Here is a 25,849-nt window from a genome sequence, read left to right on the forward strand (position 1 = left end):
CCGCCCCCGTACTCTTGAGCGCGTGCAGGAACTCCACGACGCCCCCCTCGCCCCGCTGACCACCTTCCGCCTGGGCGGACCGGCGACCCGGCTGATCACGGCCACCACCGACGACGAGGTGATCGCCGCGGTCCGCGAGGCCGACGCGACCGGTACCCCGCTGCTGCTGATCGGCGGCGGCAGCAATCTGGTCATCTCCGACAAGGGCTTCGACGGCACCGCCCTGCGCATCGCCACCCGCGGCTGCACGCTCGACGGCACCAGCCTGGAGCTGGCCGCGGGTGAGAACTGGTCGGACGCGGTCGCCCGTACCGTCGAGGCAGGGCTGGCCGGCATCGAGTGTCTGGCCGGAATCCCCGGCTCCGCCGGTGCCACGCCGATCCAGAACGTCGGGGCGTACGGCCAGGAGGTCTCCGCCACCATCACCGAGGTGATCGCCTACGACCGGCGCGCCGACGAGGTGGTGACCATCCCGAACGCCGACTGCGCCTTCTCCTACCGCCACAGCCGCTTCAAGGCCGATCCCGACCGCCATGTCGTACTGCGGGTGCGCTTCGCGCTGGAGGACGCGGACGGGCTGTCCGCCCCGGTCCGCTACGCGGAGACCGCGCGGGTGCTGGGCGTCGAGGTGGGGGACCGGGTCCCCGCCGCCATCGCCCGCGAGACCGTGCTCGGCCTGCGCGCGGGCAAGGGGATGGTGCTCGACCCCGAGGACCACGACACCTGGTCCGCCGGGTCCTTCTTCACCAACCCGGTGCTGGACGAGGCCGCGTACACCGCCTTCCTGGCCCGCGTCGCCGAACGTCTCGGCCCCGACACCGCGCCCCCCGCCTTCCCGGTGGGCGACGGCCACCTCAAGACCTCGGCCGCCTGGCTGATCGACAAGGCGGGCTTCACCAAGGGCTATGGCTCCGGCCCGGCCCGTATCTCCACCAAGCACACCCTCGCCCTCACCAACCGCGGCGAAGCCACCACCGAAGACCTGCTGGCCCTCGCCCGCGAAGTGGTCACCGGCGTCGAAGCCGCGTTCGGCGTCCGCCTGGTCAACGAGCCGGTGACGGTGGGCGTCAGCCTCTGACGCCCCGCGCCCGGGGATGGGTCAGGTGGTCAGCCAGGTGTCGATGGCTGTCAGCAGGCGGGTGCGCTCCGGTTCCGGGGCGGCGGAGGCGCGGATGGACTGGCGGGCCAGTTCGGCGAGTTCGGCGTCGGTGAACCCGTGGTGCTCACGGACCAGTTCGTACTGGGCCGCCAGACGGGAGCCGAAGAGCAGGGGGTCGTCGGCGCCCAGCGCCATCGGCACACCGGCGTCGAAGAGCGTGCGCAGCGGTACGTCCTCCGGCTTCTCGTAGACCCCGAGCGCCACGTTCGACGACGGGCACACCTCGCAGGTCACCCCGCGCTCGGCCAGCCGGGTCAGCAGCCGTGGGTCCTCCGCGGCGCGCACCCCGTGGCCCACCCGCCCCGCGCCGAGATCGTCCAGGCAGTCGCGCACACTGCTCGGACCGGAGAGCTCACCGCCGTGCGGGGCGGCCAGCAGACCGCCGTCCCGGGCGATGGCGAAGGCGCGGTCGAAGTCCCGGGCGAAACCACGCCGCTCGTCGTTGGAGAGGCCGAACCCGACGACACCGCGGTCGGCGTAGCGCACCGCGAGCCGGGCCAGGGTGCGGGCCTCCAGCGGGTGCTTGGTGCGGTTGGCGGCGACCAGCACCCGGATCCCGAGCCCGGTCCGCCGGGAGGCGCTCTCGGCCGCGTCCAGGATGATCTCCAGCGCCGGGATCAGCCCGCCGAGCCGGGGGGCGTACGACGTGGGGTCGACCTGGATCTCCAGCCATCCGGCCCCGTCCCGCACATCCTCCTCGGCCGCCTCGCGCACCAGCCGCTGGATGTCCTCCGGAGTACGCAGACACGACCGCGCGATGTCGTACAGCCGCTGGAAGCGGAACCAGCCGCGCTCATCGGTCGCGCGCAGCCTCGGCGGTTCGCCGCCGCTCAGCGCCTCGGGCAGGTGGACGCCGTATTTGTCGGCGAGTTCCATCAGGGTGGAAGGGCGCATGGAGCCGGTGAAGTGCAGATGCAGATGCGCCTTGGGGAGCAGATGTACATCACGTGCCATCTGGTGATCCTGCCGCACGGCGGTGGCCATCGGTACCGCTTTCACCGAACGGGGGCTGTCCGAACAGAGGTGTCCGGGCCTGTCCGACCTGCGCCCCCTCCCGGCCGGGGGCCCGCGGGAACCCCCGCCCATGACGACGGCCCCCGCCCTCCGCCCGCGGGGGCGTCAGGACGGGGGCCGGTCGGCGACGGGCGACGGGCGCGATCAGGCCCGCGCCTCGCCCAGCAGCTTCTGCATCCGCGAGATGCCCTCGACGAGGTCCTCGTCGCCCAGGGCGTAGGACAGCCGCAGATAGCCCGGGGTGCCGAACGCCTCACCCGGCACCACGGCGACCTCGACCTCCTCCAGGATCAGCGCGGCCAGCTCCACGGTGTTCTGAGGGCGCTTGCCGCGGATCTCCCTGCCGAGCAGCCCCTTCACCGACGGGTAGGCGTAGAACGCGCCCTCCGGCTCCGGGCACTCCACACCGTCGATCTCGTTGAGCATCCGCACGATGGTGCGGCGGCGCCGGTCGAACGCCTCGCGCATCGCGGCGACCGCGTCGAGATCGGCCGAGACGGCGGCCAGGGCGGCGGCCTGAGCGACATTGCTCACATTCGAGGTGGCGTGCGACTGGAGGTTGGTCGCGGCCTTCACCACGTCCTTGGGGCCGATGACCCACCCCACCCGCCAGCCGGTCATGGCGTAGGTCTTGGCGACACCGTTGACCACGATGCACTTGTCGCGCAGCTCGGGCACCACCACCGGCAGCGAGTGGAACTCGGCGTCGCCGTAGACCAGGTGCTCGTAGATCTCGTCGGTGAGCACCCACAGCCCGTGCTCGGCGGCCCAGCGGCCGATCTCCTCGATCTGCTCACGGCTGTAGACCGCGCCGGTCGGGTTGGAGGGCGAGACGAAGAGCAGCACCTTGGTGTGCTCGGTCCGGGCGGCCTCCAGCTGCTCGACGGAGACGCGGTAGCCGGTCGTCTCGTCCGCGACGACATCCACCGGGACACCGCCGGCCAGCCGGATCGACTCCGGGTAGGTGGTCCAGTACGGCGCGGGCACGATGACCTCGTCGCCCGGGTCGAGGATCGCGGCGAACGCCTCGTAGATCGCCTGCTTGCCGCCGTTGGTCACCAGGACCTGCGCCGCCTCGACCTCGTAGCCGCTGTCGCGCAGCGTCTTCGCGGCGATCGCGGCCTTGAGCTCGGGCAGGCCGCCGGCCGGGGTGTAGCGGTGGTACTTGGGGTCGCGGCACGCGGCGGCGGCCGCCTCGACGATGTAGTCGGGCGTCGGGAAGTCCGGCTCGCCCGCGCCGAAGCCGATCACCGGGCGCCCGGCGGCCTTGAGGGCCTTCGCCTTGGCGTCCACGGCGAGGGTGGCCGACTCGGAGATGGAGCCGACGCGGGCTGACACCCGCCGGTCGGTCGGGGACTGTACTGGGGGAGTAGCAGCGGTCATACCTGCATCGTCGCAGACCCGCGCGTCGGCCGACACGGGGGTTTACGGCCCGTTCCGGGCGGGCCCCGGTGGACGGCGGCCGAGGGGCGGCGCCGGAGGCGGCACGGGGCGCGGCGCATGCCCCGGACACCCCCTGGGCGGCTTCTCGTTCGACGACCGGGCGTCAAGCACGTACACTCAGGCGTCGTTGGCCACTCAACGGCCGTTCCGCCCCGCACACTCCGTGCAGCCGGGTGGATGCGGTAGGTTGGGAGAGCCGCAAAGGGTCGTAGCTCAATTGGTAGAGCACTGGTCTCCAAAACCAGCGGTTGGGGGTTCAAGTCCCTCCGGCCCTGCTACACGCACCGCAATCAGGGTGCGTGCATGCGTACGCAAGGACAATGCACCGCTGTGCGGCCCGGCCGGACGCGGCACGGCCACGACCCGGATTCAGGTGAGGACGTAGTGACGGAAGCCCTTGGCTCCACCGCGACGCCTGAGAGCGGTCGTCCCGAGGACGAGGTGGCGACCAAGAAGGGCCGCCGCGGTGGCAAGCGCGGGAAGAAGGGGCCCCTGGGCCGCCTCGCGCTGTTCTACCGGCAGATCGTCGCTGAGCTGCGCAAGGTCGTCTGGCCCACCCGCAACCAGCTGTCGACGTACACCACTGTGGTGATCGTCTTCGTCATCATCATGATCGGCATCGTGACCGTGATTGACTATGGGTTCAACCACGCCATCAAGTACGTCTTTGGCTGATGACCCGCGGAAGGCGACCACTGTCTGGTGTCGCCTCTTCGCACGTTCCACCCCTTGAAGCCAGGAAGAAGCAGCCACCGTGTCTGACCCGAACCTGAACGACGCCGCCGAGCCCGTCGAGTCCCGTGAGGACGAGCTCGACATCGTCGAGGCGGCGGATTCCGACCAGGCTGAAGCAGCCGACACCGCGGCCGGTGAGCCAGCCGAGGAGGCAGCGCTCCACGTCGAGGACGAGGCCGAGCTCGAGGCCGCCGAGACCGTCGAGGACGAGGCCGCGGGTGCCGAGGGTGAGACCGAGGAAGAGGCGGTCGACCCGGTCGAGGCCCTGCGCGAGGAGCTGCGCACCCTCCCCGGTGAGTGGTACGTGATCCACACCTACGCGGGTTACGAGAACCGCGTGAAGACCAACCTCGAGCAGCGGGCCGTCTCGCTGAACGTGGAGGACTACATCTTCCAGGCCGAGGTGCCGCAGGAAGAGGTCGTCCAGATCAAGAACGGCGACCGCCGCACCGTCCGTCAGAACAAGCTGCCCGGCTATGTGCTGGTGCGCATGGACCTGACGAACGAGTCGTGGGGCGTCGTCCGTAACACCCCGGGCGTCACCGGCTTCGTGGGCAACGCCTACGACCCGTACCCGCTGACCCTGGACGAGATCGTCAAGATGCTCGCCCCGGAGGCCGAGGAGAAGGCCGCCAAGGCCGCCGCCGAGGAGGGCGGGCTGCCGGCCCCCAGCCGCAAGGTCGAGGTCCAGGTGCTGGACTTCGAGGTGGGCGACTCGGTCACGGTCACCGACGGCCCGTTCGCGACCCTCCAGGCGACGATCAACGAGATCAACGCCGATTCGAAGAAGGTCAAGGGCCTGGTGGAGATCTTCGGCCGGGAGACCCCGGTCGAGCTGAGCTTCGACCAGATCCAGAAGAACTGACACCGGCGCACCCCGGCGTCCACCCGCTTCCGAACAGGTCAGACGGGCCCTTGCGGCCGGTCTGACCTGCTCGGTTTTAAGGCGCACGGCTATACCCGTTATCGTTGTGCGGTATGCCTCCATCCGGATGATCCGGTTCGGAGGCGAACTACCTCTCACTAAGACCCGGAGAGAGCATGCCTCCCAAGAAGAAGAAGGTCACGGGGCTGATCAAGCTCCAGATCCAGGCCGGCGCGGCCAACCCGGCTCCGCCGGTCGGCCCCGCGCTGGGCCAGCACGGCGTCAACATCATGGAGTTCTGCAAGGCCTACAACGCCGCGACCGAGTCGCAGCGTGGCATGGTCGTGCCGGTGGAGATCACGGTCTACGAGGACCGTTCCTTCACCTTCATCACCAAGACTCCGCCGGCCGCCAAGCTGATCCTGAAGGCCGCGGGTGTCGAGAAGGGCTCCGGCGAGCCGCACAAGACCAAGGTCGCCAAGATCACCCGCGACCAGGTCCGTGACATCGCCACCACCAAGATGCCCGACCTCAACGCCAACGACCTGGACGCCGCCGAGAAGATCATCGCCGGCACCGCCCGTTCCATGGGCATCACGGTCGAGGGCTGACACACCCGTAGCACCACCGTGGCAGGGCCAAGCGCTGGTCCGCACCACGACTCCGAACGCAGACATCAGGAGCAGCAGTGAGCAAGCGCAGCAAGACCCTCCGCGCTGCGGACGCCAAGATCGACCGGGAGCGCCCCTACGCCCCGCTCGAGGCCGTCCGTCTCGCCAAGGACACCGCCAGCAAGAAGTTCGACGCGACCGTCGAGGTCGCCATGCGCCTGGGCGTCGACCCGCGCAAGGCCGACCAGATGGTCCGCGGCACCGTGAACCTGCCGCACGGCACCGGTAAGACCGCCCGGGTCCTGGTCTTCGCGACCGGTGACCGTGCCGCAGCCGCGGAGGCCGCCGGCGCCGACATCGTCGGCTCCGACGAGCTCATCGACGAGGTGTCCAAGGGACGTCTGGACTTCGACGCCGTCGTCGCCACCCCGGACCTCATGGGCAAGGTCGGCCGTCTGGGCCGGGTGCTCGGTCCGCGTGGTCTGATGCCGAACCCGAAGACCGGCACCGTCACCCCGGACGTGGCCAAGGCCGTCACGGACATCAAGGGCGGCAAGATCGAGTTCCGCGTCGACAAGCACTCCAACCTGCACTTCATCATCGGCAAGGCGTCGTTCGGTGAGACGCAGCTGGTGGAGAACTACGCCGCGGCGCTCGAGGAGATCAACCGTCTCAAGCCGTCCGCCGCGAAGGGCCGCTACATCAAGAAGGCGACCCTGACGACCACCATGGGCCCCGGCATCCCGCTGGACGCCAACCGCACCCGCAACCTGCTGGTCGAGGACGAGACCGTCTGATCCAGCGCGTTCCGTGCAACCGCCGGGCCCCCGCATCACGTCAGAGATGCGGGGGCCCGGCGGCGTTCGCTGTCGGTTCCCTGAGCTAAAGTCTCAGCCAGTCATAAGAGTTGGTTAAAGAGGGGGACCCTGTGCGCGGTACTCAGTTTGCTATGCGAGCCGTGATAGCGGCCGGGAGCGTCGTCCTGATGGTCGGGCTCACCGCGTGCGGGAGCGACAAGTCCGACGAGGGCGGCAAGAAGTCCGGTGACAAGGCCCAGGAGCACGTCGGCAGCCCGCTGGCGGCGCTGAAGAAGGCTTCACAGCAGACCGACCAGCAGCACTCGGCCAAGGTCGAGGGCACCACCACGATGGGCGAGGCCAATTCGTCCATGAAGGGTGAGATGGACTGGGCCGACGGTATGCGGGCCAACATGACCATCACGCAGAACGGGGGCGCCGCGGCCTCCTCGCCGCTGGCCGGCAAGCCGATGCCGGCCCGCTACACGCCCGACGCGATGTTCATGAACCTGGGCGACCAGTTCGCCGCGCAGGCGGGCGGCGGCAAGCACTGGGTCAAGTACGACTACGACGTGCTGGCCCAGAAGGCGGGTCCGTCCGGCGCCTTCCTGAAGGACCAGATGCAGAACACCGACCCGGCGCGCTCGGTGCAGCTGCTGATCGCCACCGGCAAGGTCAAGAGCGTCGGCACGGAGAAGGTGAAGGGGGCCGAGGCCACCCACTACACGGGCAAGGTCAAGGTCTCCGAGCTGGCCAAGATGCAGTCCAAGGACCTCAGCGAGTCCGACCTCACGGCGCTCCAGAAGCAGCTCGAGCAGTCCGGTATGGAGACCGAGACCATCGACCTGTGGATCGACGGTGACGACCTGCTGGTCAAGAAGCGCGAGCAGGCCAAGAGCAACAACGGCGCCTACGACTCCACCGTCTACTACTCGGACTACGGCACCAAGGTCACCGTCGACGAGCCGGTCTCCTCGGACACCATGAACTTCGAGGACATCAGCGGCCAGTAGGGCCGCCGCGGAGTGGATTTGCCTGGCCGAGGCCCGTTCGCGTAATCTTCTGTAGAAGCCAAAGACCGCTGGTTGTCGCTGTGCCTCCGTAAGGGGACATGGTGGCTGAAGGATCCGCTAGCTGCGGACGGCCTGCGTAGGTGACTGTGGTTGAACTCCCGAACGGGCCCGCTGGGTCCGCGAGGTCGAGTCACGCCCCGTGCGCCTGCGCCGGGGCGTTTTCGTGTTGTTCAGTCTCCTTCCTTCAGACCGAAGCGGTCCTCATCACCCGGAAGGAGGCCGAATCTCATGGCGAGTCCTGACAAGGTCGAAGCCGTCGAGGAGATGCGGGAGAAGTTCCGCAGTTCCCACGCTGCCGTCGTGACCGCGTACACCGGTCTCACCGTCGCTCAGCTCAAGGAGCTGCGCCGTTCGCTCGGTGAGAACGCCCAGTACCGTGTGGTGAAGAACACGCTGACCAAGATCGCGGCCAACGAGGTCGGGATCAACCAGCTCGACGACCTGTTCGTGGGTTCGTCGGCCGTCGCCTTCGTGACCGGTGACCCGGTCGAGGCGGCGAAGGGTCTCCGTGACTTCGCCAAGGAAAACCCCGCTCTCGTCATCAAGGGCGGTGTGCTCGACGGCAAGGCCCTGTCTGCCGACGAGATCAAGAAGCTCGCGGACCTCGAGTCCCGCGAGGTGCTGCTCGCCAAGCTGGCGGGTGCGATGAAGGCCAAGCAGTCCCAGGCTGCGGCCCTCTTCCAGGCCCCGCTGTCGAAGTTCATCCGCACCGCGGAGGCGCTCCGGCAGAAGCAGGCCGAGCAGGGCGGTGCCGACACCCCGGCTCCCGCCGAGGCCGAGGCCGCCGAGTAATCAGGCCCCGGTCGCAGCGGGCCCGTAAGCCCGCCGACATATACATCCGGCACCTGCCGACTTAGTGGAAGGACCGCCATCATGGCGAAGCTCAGCCAGGAAGAGCTCCTCGAGCAGTTCGAGTCCCTGACCCTCATCGAGCTCTCCGAGTTCGTGAAGGCGTTCGAGGAGAAGTTCGACGTCACCGCCGCCGCCCCGGCCGCCGTCGTCGCCGCCGCCCCGGGTGCCCCGGGCGCGGGCGCCGAGGCCCCGGAGGAGAAGGACGAGTTCGACGTCATCCTCACCGGCGCCGGCGACAAGAAGATCCAGGTCATCAAGGTCGTGCGTGAGCTGACCTCGCTGGGTCTGAAGGAGGCCAAGGACCTCGTCGACGGCACCCCGAAGCCGGTCCTCGAGAAGGTCAACAAGGAGGCCGCGGAGAAGGCCGCCGAGTCCCTCAAGGGCGCCGGCGCCTCCGTCGAGGTCAAGTGACCTATCGGCCCACCGCCGCGCGCCGCTGGCGCACGGCGGTGCGGCCGGGCTCCGTAAGGGCGATCACCCGTTCGGGTGGTCGCCCTTCGGCGTACCCGTGACGGCTACGTTGTCTTGTCGGTCGCGACAGGTATGGTGATCTTCGTTGCCCGTCGCCACGCCCTGTGACGATCTCGCCGGAGTGGGGGGCCTTGACGAACGGCACGCGGCGCGCAATTCTCAGGACGCGACGGCACAGCGATCCAAACTCCGAGGCATGGATCGTCGGCGAAGCGGGCAGTATCGATATGCGCTCCCGGCGGGTGGCCGCCGGCAAGGGCTGTGAAGACAACGAGGGGCGAGCCCCTCACCGGAGGGAGAGATTGGCACTGCCGGTCTCACAAACTCGGCGCTGGACATCAGTGTGCCAAGTGGCTACACTGACCCTTTGCGCTGCCTGTTAGCTGCTCCCTGCCCGTCACCAGGGGCATGCCCACCTTCGAGCACAGCCGATGAAGACGCCCTGACCAGGGATTTCATCCATGGGCTCTCGGTGGGACCGGTACGCGCGTAGTGAGTCCGAGCCCTCGGAAGGACCCCCTCTTGGCCGCCTCGCGCAACGCCTCGACTGCCAATACGAACAACGGCGCCAGCACCGCCCCGCTGCGCATCTCCTTTGCGAAGATCAAGGAGCCTCTCGAGGTTCCGAACCTCCTTGCACTGCAGACCGAGAGCTTCGATTGGCTGCTCGGCAATGCCGCCTGGAAGGCTCGCGTCGAGGCTGCGCTGGACAGCGGTCAGGACGTCCCCACCAAGTCCGGTCTGGAAGAGATCTTCGAGGAGATCTCCCCGATCGAGGACTTCTCCGGGTCGATGTCCCTGACCTTCCGTGATCACCGCTTCGAGCCGCCGAAGAACTCGATCGACGAGTGCAAGGAGCGCGACTTCACGTACGCGGCTCCGCTCTTCGTCACCGCCGAGTTCACCAATAACGAGACCGGTGAGATCAAGTCCCAGACGGTCTTCATGGGCGACTTCCCGCTCATGACCCCGAAGGGCACCTTCTGCATCAACGGCACCGAGCGCGTCGTCGTCTCGCAGCTGGTCCGTTCCCCCGGTGTCTACTTCGACTCCTCCATCGACAAGACGTCCGACAAGGACATCTTCTCGGCCAAGATCATCCCGTCCCGGGGTGCCTGGCTGGAGATGGAGATCGACAAGCGCGACATGGTCGGTGTCCGTATCGACCGCAAGCGCAAGCAGTCCGTCACCGTCCTGCTCAAGGCGCTCGGCTGGACCACCGAGCAGATCCTCGAGGAGTTCGGCGAGTACGAGTCCATGCGCGCCACCCTGGAGAAGGACCACACCCAGGGCCAGGACGACGCGCTGCTCGACATCTACCGCAAGCTGCGTCCGGGCGAGCCGCCGACCCGTGAGGCCGCGCAGACGCTGCTGGAGAACCTGTACTTCAACCCCAAGCGCTACGACCTGGCCAAGGTCGGCCGCTACAAGGTCAACAAGAAGCTCGGCGCGGACGCCCCGCTCGACGCCGGTGTGCTGACCACCGATGACGTCATCGCGACCATCAAGTACCTGGTCAAGCTGCACGCGGGCGAGATCGAGACGGCCGGGGAGAACGGCAGCACGATCGTCGTCGAGACCGACGACATCGACCACTTCGGCAACCGCCGTCTGCGTAACGTCGGCGAGCTCATCCAGAACCAGGTCCGCACCGGTCTGGCCCGGATGGAGCGCGTCGTCCGTGAGCGCATGACCACCCAGGACGTCGAGGCGATCACGCCGCAGACCCTGATCAACATCCGGCCGGTCGTCGCCTCCATCAAGGAGTTCTTCGGCACCAGCCAGCTGTCCCAGTTCATGGACCAGACCAACCCGCTGTCGGGTCTGACCCACAAGCGCCGTCTGTCGGCGCTGGGCCCCGGTGGTCTGTCCCGTGAGCGGGCCGGCTTCGAGGTCCGTGACGTGCACCCCTCGCACTACGGCCGGATGTGCCCGATCGAGACGCCGGAAGGGCCGAACATCGGTCTGATCGGCTCGCTCGCCTCCTACGGCCGGGTCAACGCCTTCGGCTTCGTCGAGACCCCGTACCGCCGGGTCACCGACGGTATCGTCACCGACGAGGTCGACTACCTGACCGCCGACGAGGAGGACCGCTTCGTCATCGCGCAGGCCAACGCCCCGCTGACGGACGACCTCCACTTCGCCGAGTCCCGGGTCCTGGTCCGCCGCCGTGGCGGCGAGGTCGACTACATCCCGGGCACCGAGGTCGACTACATGGACGTCTCGCCGCGCCAGATGGTGTCGGTCGCGACCGCCATGATCCCCTTCCTCGAGCACGACGACGCCAACCGCGCGCTCATGGGATCGAACATGATGCGCCAGGCCGTGCCGCTGATCAAGGCGGAGTCCCCGCTGGTCGGCACCGGTATGGAGTACCGCTGCGCGGTCGACGCCGGCGATGTCATCAAGGCCGACAAGGACGGTGTCGTCCAGGAGGTCTCCGCCGACTACGTCACGGTGGCCAACGACGACGGCACCTACACCACCTACCGGGTGGCCAAGTTCTCCCGCTCCAACCAGGGCACCTCCTTCAACCAGAAGGTGGTCGTGGACGAGGGCGCCCGCGTCATCGCCGGTCAGGTGCTGGCCGACGGCCCGTCCACCGAGGACGGCGAGATGGCGCTCGGCAAGAACCTGCTCGTGGCGTTCATGCCGTGGGAGGGCCACAACTACGAGGACGCGATCATCCTCAGCCAGCGTCTGGTGCAGGACGACGTCCTCTCCTCGATCCACATCGAGGAGCACGAGGTCGACGCCCGTGACACCAAGCTGGGCCCCGAGGAGATCACCCGGGACATCCCGAACGTCTCCGAGGAGGTCCTGGCCGACCTCGACGAGCGCGGCATCATCCGCATCGGCGCCGAGGTCATCGCCGGGGACATCCTGGTCGGCAAGGTCACCCCGAAGGGCGAGACCGAGCTGACCCCGGAGGAGCGCCTGCTGCGCGCGATCTTCGGTGAGAAGGCCCGTGAGGTCCGTGACACCTCGCTGAAGGTGCCGCACGGCGAGACCGGCAAGGTCATCGGCGTCCGCGTCTTCGACCGCGAAGAGGGCGACGAGCTGCCCCCGGGCGTGAACCAGCTGGTCCGCGTCTACGTGGCGCAGAAGCGCAAGATCACCGACGGTGACAAGCTGGCCGGCCGACACGGCAACAAGGGCGTCATCTCCAAGATCCTGCCGGTCGAGGACATGCCGTTCCTGGAGGACGGCACCCCGGTCGACATCATCCTCAACCCGCTGGGTGTCCCGTCCCGGATGAACCCGGGACAGGTGCTGGAGATCCACCTCGGCTGGCTGGCCTCCCAGGGCTGGAAGGTCGACGGTGACGCGGACTGGATGAAGCGGCTGAAGGTGATCGGCGCGGACGAGGTCCAGCCCGGCACCAATGTCGCCACCCCGGTCTTCGACGGCGCCCGCGAGGACGAGATCGCCGGTCTCTTCGAGTCCACGGTCCCCAACCGCGACGGTGAGCGCATGGTGCTGCCGTCCGGTAAGGCCCGGCTCTTCGACGGCCGCTCCGGCGAGCCGTTCCCGGACCCGATCTCCATCGGCTACATGTACATCCTCAAGCTGCACCACCTGGTGGACGACAAGCTGCACGCCCGCTCCACCGGTCCGTACTCGATGATCACCCAGCAGCCGCTGGGCGGTAAGGCTCAGTTCGGTGGCCAGCGCTTCGGTGAGATGGAGGTGTGGGCGCTCGAGGCGTACGGCGCCGCCTACGCCCTCCAGGAGCTGCTGACCATCAAGTCCGACGACGTCACCGGCCGAGTGAAGGTCTACGAGGCCATCGTCAAGGGCGAGAACATTCCCGAGCCCGGCATCCCCGAGTCCTTCAAGGTGCTCATCAAGGAGATGCAGTCCCTGTGCCTCAACGTGGAGGTGCTGTCCTCGGACGGCATGTCCATCGAGATGCGCGACACCGACGAGGACGTCTTCCGCGCTGCGGAGGAGCTCGGTATCGACCTGTCCCGGCGCGAGCCGAGCAGCGTCGAAGAGGTCTGACGGGTCTGGCCGGGGCGGCTGTCCCACCTCCGCCCCGGCCTCTCCCCGGACCCCCAGTCAGACCCGAAGACACGACCCTGAAAGAGGGATTGACGACAAGTGCTCGACGTCAACTTCTTCGACGAGCTGCGGATCGGCCTCGCCACTGCTGACGACATCCGTCAGTGGTCCCACGGTGAGGTCAAGAAGCCGGAAACCATCAACTACCGCACCCTGAAGCCCGAAAAGGACGGACTCTTCTGCGAGAAGATCTTCGGTCCGACCCGGGACTGGGAGTGCTACTGCGGCAAGTACAAGCGCGTCCGCTTCAAGGGCATCATCTGTGAGCGCTGCGGTGTCGAGGTCACCCGCGCCAAGGTGCGCCGTGAGCGGATGGGCCATATCGAGCTGGCCGCTCCCGTTACCCACATCTGGTACTTCAAGGGCGTGCCCAGCCGTCTGGGCTACCTGCTCGACCTCGCCCCGAAGGACCTCGAGAAGGTCATCTACTTCGCCGCCTACATGATCACGTGGGTGGACGAGGAGCGCCGCACGCGCGATCTGCCCTCGCTGGAGGCCCATGTCTCCGTCGAGCGCCAGCAGATCGAGCAGCGCCGCGACGCCGACCTCGAGGCCCGTGCCAAGAAGCTCGAGGCGGACCTCGCCGAGCTGGAGGCCGAGGGCGCCAAGGCCGATGTGCGCCGCAAGGTGCGCGAGGGCGCCGAGCGTGAGATGAAGCAGCTGCGCGACCGCGCGCAGCGCGAGATCGACCGTCTCGACGAGGTGTGGAACCGCTTCAAGAACCTCAAGGTCCAGGACCTCGAGGGCGACGAGCTGCTCTACCGCGAGCTGCGTGACCGCTTCGGCACGTACTTCATGGGCGGGATGGGCGCCGCTGCCCTCCAGAAGCGCCTGGAGTCCTTCGACCTCGACGAGGAGGCCGAGAAGCTCCGCGAGATCATCCGGACGGGTAAGGGCCAGAAGAAGACCCGTGCGCTCAAGCGCCTCAAGGTCGTCTCCGCCTTCCTCCAGACCCGCAACAGCCCCAACGGCATGGTGCTGGACTGCATCCCGGTGATCCCGCCGGACCTGCGTCCGATGGTGCAGCTGGACGGTGGCCGCTTCGCGACCTCCGACCTGAACGACCTGTACCGCCGTGTGATCAACCGGAACAACCGCCTCAAGCGTCTGCTCGACCTCGGTGCCCCCGAGATCATCGTGAACAACGAGAAGCGGATGCTCCAGGAGGCCGTCGACGCGCTGTTCGACAACGGCCGCCGCGGTCGCCCGGTCACCGGTCCCGGTAACCGTCCGCTGAAGTCCCTCAGCGACATGCTGAAGGGTAAGCAGGGCCGGTTCCGTCAGAACCTGCTCGGTAAGCGAGTCGACTACTCGGCCCGTTCGGTCATCGTCGTCGGCCCGCAGCTCAAGCTGCACCAGTGCGGTCTGCCCAAGGCCATGGCGCTGGAGCTCTTCAAGCCGTTCGTGATGAAGCGCCTGGTGGACCTGAACCACGCGCAGAACATCAAGTCGGCCAAGCGCATGGTCGAGCGCGGCCGCACGGTCGTGTACGACGTGCTCGAAGAGGTCATCGCCGAGCACCCGGTGCTGCTGAACCGTGCGCCGACCCTGCACCGCCTCGGTATCCAGGCCTTCGAGCCGCAGCTGGTCGAGGGCAAGGCCATTCAGATCCACCCGCTCGTCTGCACCGCGTTCAACGCGGACTTCGACGGTGACCAGATGGCCGTGCACCTGCCGCTGTCCGCGGAGGCGCAGGCCGAGGCCCGCATCCTGATGCTGTCCTCGAACAACATCCTCAAGCCGGCCGACGGCCGGCCGGTGACCATGCCGACCCAGGACATGGTGCTGGGTCTGTTCTTCCTCACCACCGACGAGGAGCAGCGCAAGGTCATCGGCGAGGGCCGGTCCTTCGGCTCGACCGCCGAGGCGATCATGGCGTTCGACGCCCGGGAGCTCTCGCTCCAGGCGAAGATCGACGTCCGCTTCCCGATCGGCACGGTGCCGCCCCGCGGCTGGACCCCGCCCGTCCCCGAGGAAGGGGACGACGCCATCGGCGCCGGAGTCTGGCAGCAGGGCGACAGCTTCCGGCTGCGCACCACGCTGGGCCGCGCGCTCTTCAACGAGCTGCTGCCCGAGGACTACCCGTTCGTCGACTACTCGGTGGGCAAGAAGCAGCTCTCCGAGATCGTCAACGACCTCGCCGAGCGCTACCCCAAGGTCATCGTCGCGGCGACGCTGGACAACCTGAAGGCGGCCGGTTTCCACTGGGCCACCCGTTCCGGTGTCACCGTCGCGGTGTCGGACATCGTCGTCCCCGAGGCCAAGAAGGCCATCGTCGAGGGCTACGAGGCGCAGGACGAGAAGGTCCAGAAGCAGTACGAGCGCGGTCTGATCACCAAGGACGAGCGCACCCAGGAGCTCATCGCGATCTGGACCAAGGCGACCAACGAGGTTGCCGAGGCGATGAACGCGAACTTCCCGAAGACCAACCCGATCTTCATGATGGTCGACTCGGGCGCGCGCGGAAACATGATGCAGATGCGTCAGATCGCCGGTATGCGTGGTCTGGTGTCCAACGCGAAGAACGAGACCATCCCGCGGCCCATCAAGGCGTCGTTCCGTGAGGGTCTCTCCGTGCTGGAGTACTTCATCTCCACCCACGGTGCCCGTAAGGGTCTCGCGGACACCGCGCTGCGGACCGCCGACTCGGGTTACCTGACCCGTCGTCTGGTGGACGTCTCCCAGGACGTGATCATCCGCGAGGAGGACTGCGGCACCGACCGCGGCCTCAAGCTGGGGATCGCCTCCCGGGGCGCCGACGGTGTGCTGCGCAAGGCCGAGGACGTCGAGACCAGCGTGTACGCGCGCTGCCTCGCCGAGGACATCGTCGTGGACGGGAAGGTGCTGGCCCCGGCCGGTACCGACCTGGGCGATGTGCTCATCGACGAGCTCGTCCGGCACGGCGTGGAGACGGTCAAGACCCGCTCGGTGCTCACCTGCGAGTCCGCCGTCGGCACCTGCGCCATGTGCTACGGCCGCTCGCTGGCCACCGGCAAGCTGGTGGACATCGGTGAGGCGGTCGGCATCATCGCCGCCCAGTCCATCGGTGAGCCCGGCACCCAGCTGACGATGCGTACCTTCCACACCGGTGGTGTGGCCGGTGACGACATCACCCAGGGTCTGCCGCGTGTGGTCGAGCTCTTCGAGGCCCGTACGCCCAAGGGTGTCGCCCCGATCTCGGAGTCGGCCGGCCGGGTCCGGATCGAGGAGACCGAGAAGACCAAGAAGCTCGTCGTCACCCCGGACGACGGTTCCGACGAGACCGCTTTCGGCGTCTCGAAGCGGGCCCGTCTGCTGGTGGGCGAGGGCGACCGGGTCGACGTCGGCCAGCCGCTGACCGTCGGTGCGGTCAACCCGCACGATGTGCTGCGGATCCTCGGCCAGCGCGCCGTCCAGGTGCACCTGGTGGGCGAGGTCCAGAAGGTCTACAACTCGCAGGGTGTGTCGATCCACGACAAGCACATCGAGATCATCATCCGGCAGATGCTGCGCCGGGTGACGATCATCGAGTCCGGCGACGCGGAGCTGCTGCCGGGCGAGCTCGTGGAGCGTTCGCGCTTCGAGGGTGAGAACCGTCGTGTGGTCCAGGAAGGCGGCCACCCGGCCTCCGGCCGTCCGCAGCTGATGGGTATCACCAAGGCCTCGCTGGCGACCGAGTCCTGGCTGTCGGCGGCGTCCTTCCAGGAGACGACCCGGGTGCTCACCGACGCGGCGATCAACGCCAAGTCGGACTCCCTGATCGGCCTCAAGGAGAACGTGATCATCGGTAAGCTCATCCCGGCCGGTACGGGTCTGTCCCGCTACCGCAACATCCGGGTCGAGCCGACCGAGGAGGCGAAGGCCGCGATGTACTCGGCCGTCGGTTACGACGACATCGACTACTCGCCCTTCGGCACGGGCTCCGGCCAGGCGGTTCCGCTGGAGGACTACGACTACGGTCCGTACAACCAGTAGGCCCGGCCCGACGGCTGGTAGACGCTCACAGGGCGGTCACCCCATGGCGGGGGTGGCCGCCCTGCGGCTATGCTCCGGGTTGGTGTGTCCAGCGCGTGTGCATTTGTTTTGACCGGAGCCGATGCGGTAGGTACGCTCTGACCTTGTGCCTGGGGTGTCCCTGGGCTCCTGTGCGCGCTCCTAGACCGTGCGGGGGCTCGAGGTGTCGACACCAACAATTCGCACTCTCCTGACATTCGCAGGGGTCTGCGGTGCGCGACACACCCGACCGCGTGGGTCGGAGAAATCCCAGGTTAGCTTTACCGAGACGGCACACAGAAACCGGAGAAACGGTGCCTACGATCCAGCAGCTGGTCCGCAAGGGCCGCCAGGACAAGGTCGAGAAGAACAAGACCCCCGCCCTCGCGGGGTCGCCGCAGCGCCGTGGTACATGCACCCGCGTGTTCACCACGACGCCGAAGAAGCCGAACTCGGCGCTCCGCAAGGTCGCGCGTGTCCGGCTGAGCAGTGGGATCGAGGTCACCGCCTACGTCCCGGGTGAGGGGCACAACTTGCAGGAGCACTCCATCGTGCTCGTGCGTGGCGGTCGTGTGAAGGACCTGCCGGGTGTTCGTTACAAGATCATCCGCGGCTCCCTCGACACGCAGGGCGTCAAGAACCGCAAGCAGGCTCGCAGCCGCTACGGCGCCAAGAAGGAGAAGTAAGAATGCCTCGTAAGGGTCCCGCCCCGAAGCGCCCGGTCATCATCGACCCGGTTTACAACTCTCCTCTGGTGACGTCCCTCATCAACAAGGTGCTGCTGAACGGCAAGCGCTCCACCGCCGAGCGCATCGTCTACGGCGCCATGGAGGGCCTGCGCGAGAAGTCCGGCAACGACCCGGTCATCACGCTCAAGCGAGCCCTGGAGAACGTGAAGCCGACCCTTGAGGTCCGCTCCCGTCGTGTTGGTGGCGCCACCTACCAGGTTCCGGTCGAGGTCCGCCCCGGCCGCTCCTCCACCCTCGCGCTGCGCTGGCTCGTGGGCTACTCGCGCGCTCGTCGTGAGAAGACCATGACCGAGCGGCTGATGAACGAGCTGCTGGACGCCAGCAATGGTCTGGGCGCCTCCGTGAAGCGCCGCGAGGACACCCACAAGATGGCCGAGTCCAACAAGGCCTTCGCGCACTACCGCTGGTAGTCGCTACCCCATCGAGAACCGAGAGAAGACTGAGCCATATGGCCACCACTTCACTTGACCTGGCCAAGGTCCGCAACATTGGGATCATGGCCCACATCGACGCGGGCAAGACGACCACCACCGAGCGGATCCTGTTCTACACCGGCGTGAGCTACAAGATCGGTGAAGTCCACGACGGCGCTGCCACCATGGACTGGATGGAGCAGGAGCAGGAGCGCGGCATCACCATCACGTCGGCCGCGACGACCTGTCACTGGCCGCTTGAGAACGTCGACCACACCATCAACATCATCGACACCCCGGGCCACGTCGACTTCACGGTCGAGGTGGAGCGCTCGCTGCGCGTCCTCGACGGTGCCGTCACGGTGTTCGACGGGGTCGCCGGTGTGGAGCCGCAGTCCGAGACGGTGTGGCGTCAGGCGGACCGCTACGGCGTTCCGCGTATCTGCTTCGTGAACAAGCTGGACCGTACCGGTGCCGAGTTCCACCGCTGCGTCGACATGATCACGGACCGCCTGGGCGCGGTGCCGCTGGTCATGCAGTTGCCGATCGGCACCGAGGCCGACTTCAAGGGTGTCGTCGACCTCGTCACCATGAAGGCGCTGGTCTGGTCCGCCGAGGCGACCAAGGGCGAGATGTACGACACCGTCGACATCCCGGACACCCACACCGAGGCCGCCGACGAGTGGCGCGGCAAGCTGCTCGAGGGCGTCGCCGAGAACGACGAAGAGATGATGGAGCTGTACCTGGAGGGCCAGGAGCCCACCGTGGAGCAGCTGTACGCGGCGATCCGCCGTATCACCATCGCCTCCGGCAAGGGCGGCGGCACCACCGTCACCCCGGTGTTCTGTGGCACCGCGTTCAAGAACAAGGGCGTGCAGCCCCTGCTCGACGCCGTGGTCCGGTACCTCCCGTCGCCGATCGACATCGAGGCGATCGAGGGGCACTCGGTCAAGGACCCGGACGAGGTCATCAAGCGTCGTCCGTCCGAGGAGGAGCCCCTCTCGGCACTGGCGTTCAAGATCGCGAGCGACCCGCACCTCGGCAAGCTCACCTTCATCCGCGTGTACTCCGGCCGCATGGACGCCGGCACCCAGGTGCTGAACTCCGTGAAGGGCAAGAAGGAGCGCATCGGCAAGATCTACCGGATGCACGCGAACAAGCGTGAGGAGATCGAGTCGGTGGGTGCCGGCGACATCGTCGCCGTCATGGGTCTCAAGCAGACCACCACCGGTGAGACCCTCTCCGACGCGTCGAACCCGGTGATCCTGGAGTCCATGGACTTCCCGGCCCCGGTCATCGAGGTGGCCATCGAGCCGAAGTCCAAGGGCGACCAGGAGAAGCTGGCCGTCGCGATCCAGCGGCTTGCCGAGGAGGACCCGTCCTTCCGCGTCAAGACCGACGAGGAGACCGGCCAGACGATCATCTCCGGTATGGGCGAGCTGCACCTGGACGTGCTGGTCGACCGTATGCGCCGGGAGTTCAAGGTCGAGGCCAACGTCGGTAAGCCGCAGGTGGCCTACCGCGAGACCCTGCGCAAGACGGTCGAGCGGTACGACTACACCCACAAGAAGCAGACGGGTGGCTCCGGCCAGTTCGCGAAGGTGCAGATCGCGCTCGCACCGCTCGAGGGCGATGGCTACGAGTTCGAGAACAAGGTCACCGGTGGCCGCATCCCGCGGGAGTACATCCCGTCCGTGGACGCGGGCTGCCAGGAGGCGATGGAGTTCGGCGTGCTCGCCGGCTACCCGCTGACCGGCGTCAAGGTCACCCTCCTCGACGGTGGGTACCACGAGGTCGACTCGTCCGAGATGGCCTTCAAGATCGCCGGTTCGATGGCCTTCAAGGAGGCCGCCCGCAAGGCCAGCCCGGCCCTGCTCGAGCCGATGATGAAGGTCGAGGTCACCACGCCCGAGGACTACATGGGCGATGTGATCGGCGACATCAACTCCCGCCGTGGACAGATCCAGTCCATGGAGGACCGGAGTGGCGCCAAGCTGGTCACCGGCCTGGTCCCGCTGTCGGAGATGTTCGGCTACGTGGGCGACCTGCGCAGCAAGACCTCTGGTCGCGCCAGCTACTCCATGCAGTTCGACTCCTACGCCGAGGTTCCGAAGAACGTCGCCGAGGAGATCATCGCGAAGGCCAAGGGCGAGTAAGTCGGGTTCATCCCGATTCCTCACCCTTTAGGCTGGAGCAAAAGGCATCGGGGTTCTCCGCCATAGATCGTCCGTCCCGGGCGGTCCATGGTGGGGCCCCGGCCGCCGGCCCCCCATTCGAATACGGCGAAGGGCATCCCCCTCGGGGTCCTGGCCGGTTCGGTAAGACCACCTGAACCATCCGCAAAGTGTGGATGCGTACAGAACCACTCCACAGGAGGACCCCAGTGGCGAAGGCGAAGTTCGAGCGGACTAAGCCGCACGTCAACATCGGCACCATCGGTCACATCGACCACGGTAAGACGACTCTTACCGCGGCGATCACCAAGGTGCTGCACGACGCGTACCCGGACCTGAACGAGGCCTCGGCCTTCGACCAGATCGACAAGGCTCCTGAGGAGCGCCAGCGCGGTATCACCATCTCCATCGCGCACGTCGAGTACCAGACCGAGTCGCGTCACTACGCGCACGTTGACTGCCCCGGTCACGCGGACTACATCAAGAACATGATCACCGGTGCCGCGCAGATGGACGGCGCGATCCTCGTGGTCGCCGCCACCGACGGCCCGATGCCGCAGACCAAGGAGCACGTGCTCCTGGCCCGCCAGGTCGGCGTGCCGTACATCGTTGTCGCCCTGAACAAGGCCGACATGGTGGACGACGAGGAGATCATGGAGCTCGTCGAGCTCGAGGTCCGTGAGCTGCTCTCCGAGTACGACTTCCCGGGCGACGACCTGCCGGTCGTCAAGGTCTCGGCGCTCAAGGCGCTCGAGGGCGACGCCGAGTGGGGCAAGACCGTCCTCGACCTGATGAAGGCCGTCGACGAGTCGATCCCGCAGCCCGAGCGCGACGTCGACAAGCCGTTCCTGATGCCGATCGAGGACGTCTTCACCATCACCGGTCGCGGTACGGTCGTCACCGGCCGTATCGAGCGCGGTGTGCTGAAGGTCAACGAGAACGTCGACATCGTGGGCATCAAGCAGGAGAAGACCTCCACCACGGTCACCGGCATCGAGATGTTCCGCAAGCTGCTCGATGAGGGCCAGGCCGGTGAGAACGTCGGTCTGCTGCTCCGCGGCATCAAGCGCGAGGACGTCGAGCGCGGCCAGGTCATCATCAAGCCGGGTTCGGTCACCCCGCACACCGAGTTCGAGGCTCAGGCGTACATCCTGTCCAAGGACGAGGGTGGCCGTCACACGCCGTTCTTCAACAACTACCGCCCGCAGTTCTACTTCCGTACCACGGACGTGACGGGCGTGGTGACCCTCCCCGAGGGCACCGAGATGGTCATGCCGGGCGACAACACCGAGATGTCCGTCTCGCTGATCCAGCCGGTCGCCATGGAGGAGGGCCTGAAGTTCGCCATCCGTGAGGGTGGCCGGACCGTCGGCGCCGGTCAGGTCACCAAGATCAACAAGTGATCTGACGCTCCCCGGAGCATGCGGAGCCCCATTCGCCGGAAACGGCGGGTGGGGCTCCGTCGTATGTGGGGCTCGGTCGTATGTGGGGCTTGGTCGTATGTGGGTACCCGGCACCCACATCGAAGCTGAGTTCGACCCTCGGGAGCGAACAGATGACCAAGAACGGCAAGATCGCTATAGCGGTTGCGGGAGGCTATCTCCTCGGGCGCACGAAGAAGGCGAAGCTGGCCTTCGGGCTCGGAATGCTGCTGGCCGGAAAGAAGATCTCGCTCGATCCACAGCAGTTGGGGAAGCTCCTCGCGGACTCCCCGCTGCTCAGCGGATTGAACGAGCAGGCGCGCAAGGAGCTGCTCGACGCCGCGAAGACGGCCGCGACCAAGGCCGTGAGCAACCGGGCCAACAACCTGGCCGACTCCCTCCACGACCGCACGCTGAGCCTGCGCGGCGAGAGCGAGGAAGCGTCCGACGACGACGCCGACGACGAGACGGACGCGGACGCCGAGGACGAACTCGAGGACGAGGCGGAGGACGAGGCGGAGGACGACGCCGAGGAGGAGCGGGCCCCGAAGGCACGCCGCTCGGCCCCCGCCAAGAAGGCCGCTGCCAGGAAGGCCCCCGCCAAGAAGGCGGCGGCCAAGGCCCCGGCCGGGAAGACCGCGTCCAAGGCGGCGTCGAAGGCTCCGGCCCGGACCCGGAAGACCGCCGCCTCCTCCGCCGCCAAGGCCAAGAAGACCGCGGGAGGCCGCCGTGGCTGACACGCTGGGCAAGCTGAAGGACGAGATCGCCAAGAACCCGGCCACCGACCGCCTCAAGGACGAGCTCACGAGCTATCTCCGGGCCCGGGCCACCCATGCGCTCACCGGGCTGAGCGGTGGTATGGGCTCCGGCCTCGCCAAGGGGACCCAGGCCCTGGCCGAGGGCAAGTCGCCGGGCCAGGCCGTGGTCAAGGCCGGGACCGCGCAGCTCAAGGAGACTCTCAAGGGTTCGCTCAAGGACAAGATCTCCGGGCTGTTCGGCAAGGGCCGCGGCAAGAGCGGCGGCGGCAAGTCGAAGAGCGTGACGATCGTCGAGGACATCGACGTCGGGGTGCCGGTGCGCGAGGCGTACGACCAGTGGACGCAGTTCCAGGAGTTCAGCAGCTTCGCCAAGGGCGTCGTGAGCGTCGAGCAGACCGACGAGCTGAACAGCAACTGGAAGGTGAAGGTCGCCAAGTCCACCCGCAGCTGGCGGGCGAACGTCACCGAGCAGGTGCCGGACGAGCGGATCACCTGGACCACGGAGGGCGCCAAGGGCACCGTCAAGGGCGTGGTGACCTTCCACGCGCTCGCCGACAACCTCACCAAGGTGCTGCTGGTCCTGGAGTACTTCCCGAAGGGGCTGTTCGAGAAGACCGGCAACATCTGGCGCGCCCAGGGCCGCCGGGCCCGGCTCGACCTGAAGCTCTACCGGAAGTTCATCATGATGCGCGGCGAGGCCACGGACGGCTGGCGCGGCGAGATCCAGGACGGCGAGGTGGTCATGGACCACGAGACCGCCATGGAGGAGGAAGAGCGCGCGGAGGCCGGGGGAGAGGCCGATGAGGAGCCTGAGGAGGAGCCCGTCGACGAGGCCGAGGACGACGACGAGCCCGTCGACGAGGACGAGGAGGAGCTCGAACCCGAGGAAGAGTACGAGGACGACGAGCCTGTCGACGAGGAGGAGCAGGAGCCCGTCGACGAGGAGGACGGCACGTACGAGGAGGACGAGGCGGAGGACGAGGAGCTGGAGCCCGCTCGCCGCTGATCACCCGCCCGCTCCCCGGGCCCCGCGTCGCGCGGGCCCCGGGGAGCGCCGGTGCCCGGCGCTACGCCCGCGAGGTGGGGCGCGGGCGCCAGATCCACGGGGTGGCGTCGGGCGCGATCCCGACCACGGCCACTCCCGCGCGCCCCTCCGGCAGCAGGGCCGGGGTGCCCACCGGCACCAACCGCGCGGGCGCCCGCACCGGACGGCTGCGCGGCCCCGTGCCGTACTGGATCTGGACCCTGCCGTCGAGGTCGCGGCCGAGCAGCACCGTCGTCCTGGCCCCGCGGCGGCCGCCGGGCGTGGCCACGGTGTGCGCGGCGACCGGCCCGTAGCCCTCGAAACGCGGCACGGTGGTCCCTGGCCCGCCGCCGAGGCGGTGTACCTCGGGCAGGGTGGTCGCGGGGGTGCGGTAGACCAGCGAGAGCGAGCCGTCCGCGGCCGGCGCGGCGCCCGGCTGGTCGCCCGGACGCGGCAGTCCGGTCGGCGGCAGAAGCGCCACCGGCCCGTCGGCCCGCCGCTGGCCCCAGTGGTGCACGGTGTCGCGGCCCGCGGCGAGGACGTGGACGCGTCCCTCGCCGTCCAGGACGGCGGTGAGCCCGTCCTGGACCTCCCCGCCGCCGAGCCGCTGCCAGGGACTCCAGTGGCCCTTCGCGTCCCGTACCCGGGTCGCCAGGCCCTTGTCCGCGCCGCGTACGAACAGGTGGATCCGCCCGTCCGGGGCGGCGACGGCCACCGGGCAGCCGGTGCGGCGGCCGCGCTCGGGGTCGGAGTCGGGGGTGCCGAGCCCGGTCCAGGCGCGGAACGGCCCGTCGGGACGGCTCTGCTCCAGTACCACGAGCTCCCGCTGCCCGGTCCCGCCCTGGCCGCCCAGCGACGCGAACCGCAGCGCGATGAGCAGCTGTCGGCCCGCGGCGTCGCGCACCGCGCACAGCGCCGGGGCCAGCGGACCGCCGCCGAGCCCCCGCGGCGCGCCGAACCGTCCGCTCCCGGCCGAGGTCTCGCGCCAGCACACGGCCTGGGTGGCCAGGACGCCGTAGGCGACGAGACGGCCCTCGCGGTCGGTGGTCGGGGCGGGCAGGGCGCCGGGGTAGCGGTGGTGGGTGGAGCGGATCCAGCCCTTGCGGTTCTTCAGCGGGCGCTTGCCGCCCTGGGCGTAGTCGCCGCAGCCCGCCGCGTTGCCGCAGTCCCACTCGGGTGAACCGCCGTAGGACTTGAGCGGGCGCGCCTTGTCGGCCAGTACGGCGGGCGGCAGATTGTGCGGCCAGCGCTGGTTGTAGTACCCGCGGAACGCGGTGGTGGCGAAGCGCGGCGCGTGCCGGTCGCGGCGGGTGGCGTCCGCGACCCACTGGGTGATCGCCTTCCAGGTGAACAGGGCCACCGGGGTGTGGTCGCGGTGGTCGGAGCAGCCGGCCTGGTCGTTGTCCTTGGGGTGCAGCCCGTCGTGGACCTGGAAGTCGGGGTCCGGGTCGAGGGTGTGGATCAGGGTGGGCCGGTAGCGGTGCATGATCTCGGCGAGCACGTCGATCAGCGTCTGGTGGACGTAGGAGCTGGGGTGGGCGACGGGTGAGCCGGTGGCCAGCAGGGTGCGCATGACGATGCCGGGGGTGTCCCACAGGGCCGGGATCCGGACGCCGCCCTCCGAAAGCATCGCGATGTTGAGGAAGATCAGCCGGACCCTGCGGGCGCCGTTGGTGAGGACGTTGGTCTCCGCGGTGACACCGCCGGGCAGCCGCAGCACCGAGCGCTTCCAGGCGGCGAACCGGTGCAGCCCCAGCATCCGCGCGTACGCCTGGCGCAGCCCCTGGTGGCGGGCGGCGGAGTAGTCGGACTTGTCCGGGGCCGGGACCGGCCGTCCGGCCACGTAGTTGATACCGCGCGCCTCGCCCGCGGTGACATAGACGCTGACCACGGGGACCCCGGCGGTCAGCACCTGTTCGGCGTCCGGGTTCATGAAGTACAGGTCGTCATCGGGATGGGCCATGACCTGGAGCAGCAGCGCGTCCTTGTGGCCCGATGCCGAGTGGAACGGCTCGGCGGCGCCCGGCTTGGTCGGGTGGGGCGCGGCGGACCCGGCGGACGGCGCGCCGGACCGGCCCACGCATCCCGCGGTGGTGACGGCGGTGGCGGCGGTGAGGGCCGCCAGCGCGGCCAGTGTCTGCCTGCGCGTCGCGCCGGACGGAATCCATCGACTGTTCAATTTGGTGACCCTGTCACTTTGGCAGCGCGTAATTTCCGGCTGCTCTCCCGTAGACCGTGACGGCGGAGGACGTT

Annotated in this window: 19 protein-coding genes and 1 tRNA gene; 17 read left to right on the forward strand and 3 right to left on the reverse strand. The window is 68.3% G+C overall.

The window, feature by feature from the left end; genetic code table 11:
• Positions 1–22 precede the first annotated feature (22 nt).
• On the forward strand, positions 23–1,078 hold the full coding sequence (locus tag AB0C66_RS00690; protein ID WP_362431074.1) for a UDP-N-acetylmuramate dehydrogenase: 1,056 nt from the start codon (positions 23–25) through the stop codon (positions 1,076–1,078).
• A 21-nt stretch (positions 1,079–1,099) separates the two neighbouring features.
• Here AB0C66_RS00690 and AB0C66_RS00695 read toward each other — a convergent pair whose 3' ends face one another.
• Both AB0C66_RS00695 and AB0C66_RS00700 read right to left on the reverse strand, forming a co-directional pair.
• Positions 1,100–2,113, reverse strand: a complete 1,014-nt coding sequence (locus tag AB0C66_RS00695) for an adenosine deaminase (RefSeq protein WP_362431077.1) — start codon at positions 2,111–2,113, stop codon at positions 1,100–1,102.
• Positions 2,114–2,317: 204 nt separating this feature from the next.
• Positions 2,318–3,556 (reverse strand): pyridoxal phosphate-dependent aminotransferase, encoded by a 1,239-nt coding sequence (locus AB0C66_RS00700; RefSeq protein WP_362431079.1) that lies wholly within the window; start codon positions 3,554–3,556, stop codon positions 2,318–2,320.
• Positions 3,557–3,818: 262 nt separating this feature from the next.
• Between AB0C66_RS00700 and AB0C66_RS00705 the strand changes: the two genes are divergently transcribed.
• The 16 genes from AB0C66_RS00705 to AB0C66_RS00780 all read left to right on the forward strand — a co-directional run bounded on the left by AB0C66_RS00705 (position 3,819) and on the right by AB0C66_RS00780 (position 23,578).
• Positions 3,819–3,891: transfer RNA gene (locus AB0C66_RS00705), tRNA-Trp, on the forward strand.
• Positions 3,892–4,000: 109 nt separating this feature from the next.
• Positions 4,001–4,291 (forward strand): preprotein translocase subunit SecE, encoded by a 291-nt coding sequence (secE, locus tag AB0C66_RS00710; protein ID WP_362431081.1) that lies wholly within the window; start codon positions 4,001–4,003, stop codon positions 4,289–4,291.
• A gap of 79 nt (positions 4,292–4,370) precedes the next feature.
• Positions 4,371–5,216: a transcription termination/antitermination protein NusG gene (nusG, locus tag AB0C66_RS00715; protein ID WP_362431083.1), complete on the forward strand. Its 846-nt coding sequence runs from the start codon at positions 4,371–4,373 to the stop codon at positions 5,214–5,216.
• A gap of 176 nt (positions 5,217–5,392) precedes the next feature.
• A complete protein-coding gene (gene rplK / locus AB0C66_RS00720; RefSeq protein ID WP_009715899.1) occupies positions 5,393–5,827 on the forward strand; it encodes a 50S ribosomal protein L11 in 435 nt (144 codons plus the stop codon).
• A 77-nt stretch (positions 5,828–5,904) separates the two neighbouring features.
• A complete protein-coding gene (rplA, locus tag AB0C66_RS00725) occupies positions 5,905–6,624 on the forward strand; it encodes a 50S ribosomal protein L1 (protein WP_362431085.1) in 720 nt (239 codons plus the stop codon).
• A gap of 152 nt (positions 6,625–6,776) precedes the next feature.
• Positions 6,777–7,637 (forward strand): hypothetical protein, encoded by an 861-nt coding sequence (locus tag AB0C66_RS00730; RefSeq protein ID WP_362431088.1) that lies wholly within the window; start codon positions 6,777–6,779, stop codon positions 7,635–7,637.
• Between the two features lie 288 nt (positions 7,638–7,925).
• Positions 7,926–8,489, forward strand: coding sequence for a 50S ribosomal protein L10 (gene rplJ / locus AB0C66_RS00735; protein ID WP_362431090.1), 564 nt, complete (start codon positions 7,926–7,928; stop codon positions 8,487–8,489).
• 78 nt (positions 8,490–8,567) lie between these two features.
• Positions 8,568–8,960 carry a 50S ribosomal protein L7/L12 gene (gene rplL, locus AB0C66_RS00740; RefSeq protein ID WP_362433270.1) on the forward strand — a complete coding sequence of 131 codons (393 nt, stop codon included), beginning with the start codon at positions 8,568–8,570 and terminating at the stop codon, positions 8,958–8,960.
• Positions 8,961–9,542: 582 nt separating this feature from the next.
• Positions 9,543–13,025: a DNA-directed RNA polymerase subunit beta gene (rpoB, locus tag AB0C66_RS00745; RefSeq protein WP_362431093.1), complete on the forward strand. Its 3,483-nt coding sequence runs from the start codon at positions 9,543–9,545 to the stop codon at positions 13,023–13,025.
• Between the two features lie 99 nt (positions 13,026–13,124).
• Entirely contained in the window at positions 13,125–17,039 is a 3,915-nt protein-coding gene (locus AB0C66_RS00750; protein ID WP_362431095.1) for a DNA-directed RNA polymerase subunit beta', read from the forward strand.
• Between the two features lie 332 nt (positions 17,040–17,371).
• Positions 17,372–17,743 (forward strand): 30S ribosomal protein S12, encoded by a 372-nt coding sequence (rpsL, locus tag AB0C66_RS00755; RefSeq protein WP_014054153.1) that lies wholly within the window; start codon positions 17,372–17,374, stop codon positions 17,741–17,743.
• A gap of 2 nt (positions 17,744–17,745) precedes the next feature.
• Positions 17,746–18,216, forward strand: a complete 471-nt coding sequence (rpsG, locus tag AB0C66_RS00760) for a 30S ribosomal protein S7 (protein ID WP_014178748.1) — start codon at positions 17,746–17,748, stop codon at positions 18,214–18,216.
• Positions 18,217–18,254: 38 nt separating this feature from the next.
• The gene (gene fusA, locus AB0C66_RS00765; RefSeq protein WP_362431100.1) at positions 18,255–20,375 is read left to right on the forward strand and encodes an elongation factor G; all 2,121 of its coding nucleotides are present in this window, start codon (positions 18,255–18,257) and stop codon (positions 20,373–20,375) included.
• Between the two features lie 227 nt (positions 20,376–20,602).
• The gene (tuf, locus tag AB0C66_RS00770; protein WP_014054156.1) at positions 20,603–21,796 is read left to right on the forward strand and encodes an elongation factor Tu; all 1,194 of its coding nucleotides are present in this window, start codon (positions 20,603–20,605) and stop codon (positions 21,794–21,796) included.
• 152 nt (positions 21,797–21,948) lie between these two features.
• Positions 21,949–22,551, forward strand: coding sequence for a hypothetical protein (locus AB0C66_RS00775; RefSeq protein WP_362431103.1), 603 nt, complete (start codon positions 21,949–21,951; stop codon positions 22,549–22,551).
• Complete coding sequence (locus AB0C66_RS00780) at positions 22,544–23,578, forward strand: SRPBCC family protein (protein WP_362431105.1); 1,035 nt, start codon at positions 22,544–22,546, stop codon at positions 23,576–23,578. The genes AB0C66_RS00775 and AB0C66_RS00780 overlap by 8 nt, the downstream gene beginning before the upstream one ends.
• A gap of 61 nt (positions 23,579–23,639) precedes the next feature.
• Here the strand turns inward: AB0C66_RS00780 and AB0C66_RS00785 are convergent, their stop codons facing one another.
• Complete coding sequence (locus tag AB0C66_RS00785; RefSeq protein ID WP_362431108.1) at positions 23,640–25,775, reverse strand: PIG-L family deacetylase; 2,136 nt, start codon at positions 25,773–25,775, stop codon at positions 23,640–23,642.
• Between the last annotated feature and the right edge of the window lie 74 nt (positions 25,776–25,849).

It is taken from the genome of Streptomyces sp. NPDC048636 (assembly GCF_040650655.1).
GTDB lineage: Bacteria > Actinomycetota > Actinomycetes > Streptomycetales > Streptomycetaceae > Streptomyces.

Excerpts from the sequence above, each read along its gene's own strand:
- AB0C66_RS00695 (WP_362431077.1), bottom strand. The coding sequence starts at position 2,113 with ATGGCACGTGATGTACATCTGCTCCCCAAGGCGCATCTGCATCTGCAC.
- AB0C66_RS00700 (WP_362431079.1), bottom strand. The coding sequence starts at position 3,556 with ATGACCGCTGCTACTCCCCCAGTACAGTCCCCGACCGACCGGCGGGTG.
- rplK (WP_009715899.1), top strand. The coding sequence starts at position 5,393 with ATGCCTCCCAAGAAGAAGAAGGTCACGGGGCTGATCAAGCTCCAGATC.
- AB0C66_RS00730 (WP_362431088.1), top strand. The coding sequence starts at position 6,777 with ATGCGAGCCGTGATAGCGGCCGGGAGCGTCGTCCTGATGGTCGGGCTC.
- rplJ (WP_362431090.1), top strand. The coding sequence starts at position 7,926 with ATGGCGAGTCCTGACAAGGTCGAAGCCGTCGAGGAGATGCGGGAGAAG.
- rpsG (WP_014178748.1), top strand. The coding sequence starts at position 17,746 with ATGCCTCGTAAGGGTCCCGCCCCGAAGCGCCCGGTCATCATCGACCCG.
- fusA (WP_362431100.1), top strand. The coding sequence starts at position 18,255 with ATGGCCACCACTTCACTTGACCTGGCCAAGGTCCGCAACATTGGGATC.
- AB0C66_RS00775 (WP_362431103.1), top strand. The coding sequence starts at position 21,949 with ATGACCAAGAACGGCAAGATCGCTATAGCGGTTGCGGGAGGCTATCTC.